This window comes from Allorhizocola rhizosphaerae, assembly GCF_003426775.1.
Taxonomy (GTDB): Bacteria; Actinomycetota; Actinomycetes; order Mycobacteriales; family Micromonosporaceae; genus Allorhizocola; species Allorhizocola rhizosphaerae.
Genome location: NZ_QJUG01000383.1, coordinates 1 through 4310 on the forward strand (window position 1 = coordinate 1; position 4310 = coordinate 4310).

The window sequence follows — 4310 nt, forward strand, 5'->3', positions numbered from 1 at the left end:
CGGGCACGGGATTAGCATCACCCCGTGACTGCAACGGTGCCGGACATCCACACGACCGCGGGGAAGATCGCCGATTTCGAGCGGCGCATGGACGAGGCGGTGCACGCCGGGTCCGCGCGCGCCATCTCCAAGCAGCACGCCCGCGGGAAGAAGACGGCGCGCGAGCGGATCGCGATGCTGCTCGACGAGGGGTCCTTTGTGGAGCTCGACGAGCTGGCCCGGCACCGGTCGACCAACTTCGGCCAAGAAAAGACCCGGCCCTACGGCGATGGCGTGGTCACCGGTTACGGCACGGTCGACGGGCGGCCGGTGTGCGTGTTCGCGCAGGACTTCACGATCTTCGGCGGGTCGCTCGGCGAGGTGTTCGGCGAAAAGATCGTCAAGGTGATGGACCTGGCGATGAAGACCGGCTGCCCGGTGATCGGGATCAACGACTCCGGCGGGGCGCGCATCCAGGAGGGCGTGGTCTCGCTGGGGCTCTACGGCGAGATCTTCTTCCGCAACGTGCGGGCCTCCGGCGTGATCCCGCAGATCTCGCTCGTGATGGGGCCGTGCGCGGGCGGGGCGGTCTACTCGCCCGCGGTCACCGACTTCACCGTGATGGTCGACCAGACGTCGCACATGTTCATCACCGGGCCCGACGTGATCAAGACCGTCACCGGTGAGGATGTGGGTTTCGAGGAGCTGGGCGGGGCGCGCACGCACAACACCAAATCCGGCAACGCGCACTACCTCGCCGCCGACGAGCAGGACGCCATCGACTATGTGAAGGCGTTGTTGGCATACCTTCCGTCCAACAACCTGGACGCTGCGCCGTCCTTGCCGGTGGTCTCCGACCTCGGGTCCGACCCGGAGCTCGACACGCTCATCCCCGACTCGGCCAACCAGCCCTACGACATGCACCGCGTGATCGAGACGGTCCTCGACGACGGCGATTTCCTTGAGGTGCACGCGCTCTACGCGCAGAACATCATCGTCGGGTTTGGACGCATCGAGGGGCGGCCGGTGGGCGTGGTGGCCAACCAGCCCATGCACTTCGCCGGCTGCCTGGACATCGCGGCCTCGGAGAAGGCGGCGCGGTTCGTGCGCACCTGCGACGCGTTCAACATCCCGGTGGTGACCTTTGTGGACGTTCCGGGATTCCTGCCCGGGACGGGGCAGGAGTGGGAGGGCATCATCCGGCGCGGCGCGAAGCTGATCTACGCCTACGCCGAGGCCACGGTCCCCAAGCTCACAGTGATCACGCGTAAGGCCTATGGCGGGGCATATGACGTGATGGGGTCCAAGCATCTCGGAGCAGACCTCAACTTCGCCTGGCCGACCGCGCAGATCGCCGTGATGGGCGCGCAGGGCGCGGTCAACATCCTCTACCGCGCCGAGCTGGCCGCCGATCCCGACCGCCGCGCCGACCTCATCGCCGAATATGAGGACGCGCTGTGCAATCCCTATGTCGCGGCCGAGCGGGGCTATGTCGACCTGGTGATCCGGCCGTCGGCCACGCGTGCCCACCTCGTGCGCGGCCTGCGCGCGCTGGCGGCCAAGCGGGAGTCGCTGCCGCCCAAGAAGCACGGCAACATCCCGCTCTGACCTGGGGTTTAGCCGCCCGCAGGGGTGGGCACATCTCGCGGCACGAGCGTGAGTGTGGGTTCACCCGAGTGAAAAGGGCGCGTTCTGCCGTGGTCGACCGGCAAGATTTTTCGCGCGGGCACGCTGGTGCCCGCGCTTTCGAACGCCCGCAAGCCGATCGGCCCGGTGTGCCCGCGCCCGGACGCCGGCCCGGCCGCGGCGGGTGGATGAGTGAACATGGCGTTCACCGCGCGGGAACGTTCATCGAGCTGTGGAAGGATAGCGAGATGAACCCTGCCCGTCGTCACACGGTGCTCGTCGATGTGGGGTATCTCTACGCCGCCTCGGCCGAGCTGTTGTTGGGGACGCCCAACCGTTCGGAGTGCAAAGTGGACGCCGAAGGGCTCATTCACGCACTCATGAAGCTCGCCGCATCACATCTTGGTGACGATCTTCTGCGGGTTTACTGGTTCGACGCGGCCCGCGACCGGGTCCCGACCATCGATCAGCGCGTGATCGCACAGATGGGTCAGGTGAAGCTGCGGCTGGGGAACCTGAACCTGCGCGGGCAGCAGAAGGGCGTCGACGCCCAGATCCGCAACGACCTGGAGACGCTGGCCCGGCACCGGGCGGTGACCGACGCGGTGCTGCTGGCCGGCGACGAAGACATGGTGTCGGCGGTCGAGGCCGCGCAGAGCTACGGCGTGCGGGTGCACCTGTGGGGGGTCGAGCCGCCATATGGGACCAACCAGGCGGAGCGGCTGGTCTGGGAGAGCGACACCGTGCACACCCTTGATGGCGACTTCATCCGCCCCTACTTCTCTCCGGTCGCCGTGCGGCCGCGCACGCCGACGCCGATGGAGGTGTTCTCGGGCCGGCCCGCGATCGCGCTGCCGGTGTCGTCGGTGGTGGTGGCGCCCGAGCCGCGGCCCGCGCCGCCCAAGCAGGTCCGGCCGCCCATCCCGGAGCGCACCGAGATCGTGGAGGCGGGCGAGTTCGTCGCGCAGAAATGGATCGTCACGCGTGGCCGCGACAACATAGGCGACCTGCTGCCGGGCCCGCTGCTGCCCACGGTCATCGACAAGGAGCTCCTGGTTGAGGCCGAGAAGGAGCTTGGCATATCGTTGCGGCCACATGAGAAGGCGCGCCTGTGGGTGCGCGACGGCTTCTGGTCCCGGGTCTACCGCGAGTTCGGGATCACGCGGCCCACCGGGGAGCAGGCATGAACACGAATCTGCGGATCGAAAAGGGCACGCCCACCGCCGAGGAGATCGCGGCACTGGTCGGGGTGCTGGCCGGGTTGCCCCCTTCGTCCACATCGGAGGCGCCGCGGCCGGTTTCGGCTTGGTGGCGCAGCGGTCTGCCGGCCCCGCGGGGCTCTTGGCGGGAGTCGGCGCTCCCCACTTTGTCGCACCGGTGAGGTACGCTCCAGTACGCGAAAATAGAGGTTTTATGGGTCCAGGGGAGGGACTAGCCGATGGGGCTTCCTGAGGAAGATCGCGGGCCAGCCTGGCTACGTGACTGGGGCAGAAACACCGGTTACACCGAGAGCAATCCCATGACCGGTTGGGTCGATGGCCGTGCCCTGCAGGTGGACGTCCAGGATCTGCAGGCCTTCGCCAATGCGCTGCAGACCGAGTTCGAGCAGGACTTCTTGCCTCACCTCGACGAGGTCTACCGCTTGATGGAAAAGACGCCGGCCTCGCCCGATGAGCGCTTCATCGAGCTGACCGAGAGCATGACGCACCACCGCGACGTGCTCGTGCAGACCAGCACCGTGCTGGAGGCGCACAAGCAGGCCGTGACCGCGTTCTTCACGGCCGCCCGGGAGATCGGCAACGCCTATCGCGGCGCCGACGAGCTCACCGCGGCGAAGGTCAGCGACGTCGAGGCCAACCTGGTGAGCACCAGCGCCACCACGCCGGTGACGCCGGAGCAGGCGGAGTCCACGACGCCCAATGAGGCGCCGGAGACGACCCCGACTGAGCCCACGACGACGGGGAGCTGATCATGGCATACGAAGCTGACGGCGGTGGCGGCAGCAGAAGCGGCACGTACTGGTATGGCATCGACGTCCAGGTGATGTGGGACTGGGTCAACCGCGACCTTTCCCCGCACTATGACCAGGCGTCCAGCTGGAAGAAGGCGAGCGAGCTGGCCGGGCTCTACTCCCAGCGGCTGCAGGCCTTCCGTGACCGGCTGGCCCAGACGTGGAACCCGGAGACGAGCCAGGCTTCCGAGGCGTTCCTCACCAAGCTCGACGATCTGATCACCTCGGTGAAAAACATCGACACCGTGGCCGGCGCCAACTATCAGGCCGCGGCGGATATCCCCAACGCCATGGCCGAGGCGAAGCGCAAGCTTGAGCCGATCTACAACGAGTGGCGCAACTCGGACACCACCGAGGCCGCCGACAACGCGGCGCTCCGCGCGGCCGGCGTGATGTATACGCTGTCGACGGATCTGAGCGGGTCGCGCACGGCGCTCGGCCCGCCCGCGCCCTACAACCCGCCTGGCCGCCGAGGCACCGGTGGCGAGGGCGACGACTACTCGGGCGGTTCGTCCACGGCGACGCCGCCGGTCATCCCGCCGGTGGTGCCCACGCCTCCGCCCTCGCCTCCGCCGCAGATGCCGCAGGGCCCGCTCACGCCGTTCCCGCAGCCGCGGGGGCCTGAGCTGGTCGAGCTCACGCCACGGCCGCCCGGCATGCCGCCGACGACACCGACGCCACCGCCCAACCTCCC

Annotated in this window: 4 protein-coding genes and 1 pseudogene; all 5 read left to right on the forward strand. The window is 68.3% G+C overall.

The features are described from left to right. Nucleotides 1-87 precede the first annotated feature (87 nt). Nucleotides 88-1587 carry an acyl-CoA carboxylase subunit beta gene (locus tag DM816_RS40440; protein WP_246002705.1) on the forward strand — a complete coding sequence of 500 codons (1500 nt, stop codon included), beginning with the start codon at nt 88-90 and terminating at the stop codon, nt 1585-1587. A 266-nt stretch (nt 1588-1853) separates the two neighbouring features. Further along, nucleotides 1854-2792 carry an NYN domain-containing protein gene (locus tag DM816_RS40450; protein WP_117215745.1) on the forward strand — a complete coding sequence of 313 codons (939 nt, stop codon included), beginning with the start codon at nt 1854-1856 and terminating at the stop codon, nt 2790-2792. Next, the gene (locus tag DM816_RS40455) at nt 2789-2986 is read left to right on the forward strand and encodes an acyl-CoA carboxylase subunit epsilon (protein WP_117215746.1); all 198 of its coding nucleotides are present in this window, start codon (nt 2789-2791) and stop codon (nt 2984-2986) included. The genes DM816_RS40450 and DM816_RS40455 overlap by 4 nt, the downstream gene beginning before the upstream one ends. A gap of 57 nt (nt 2987-3043) precedes the next feature. After that, on the forward strand, nt 3044-3574 hold the full coding sequence (locus DM816_RS40460; protein WP_162908362.1) for a hypothetical protein: 531 nt from the start codon (nt 3044-3046) through the stop codon (nt 3572-3574). Nucleotides 3575-3576: 2 nt separating this feature from the next. Then, nucleotides 3577-4310, forward strand: a pseudogene (locus DM816_RS40465) (hypothetical protein); the annotation flags it as partial.

Excerpts from the sequence above, each read along its gene's own strand:
- DM816_RS40440 (WP_246002705.1), top strand. The coding sequence starts at position 88 with ATGGACGAGGCGGTGCACGCCGGGTCCGCGCGCGCCATCTCCAAGCAG.
- DM816_RS40450 (WP_117215745.1), top strand. The coding sequence starts at position 1,854 with ATGAACCCTGCCCGTCGTCACACGGTGCTCGTCGATGTGGGGTATCTC.
- DM816_RS40455 (WP_117215746.1), top strand. The coding sequence starts at position 2,789 with ATGAACACGAATCTGCGGATCGAAAAGGGCACGCCCACCGCCGAGGAG.
- DM816_RS40460 (WP_162908362.1), top strand. The coding sequence starts at position 3,044 with ATGGGGCTTCCTGAGGAAGATCGCGGGCCAGCCTGGCTACGTGACTGG.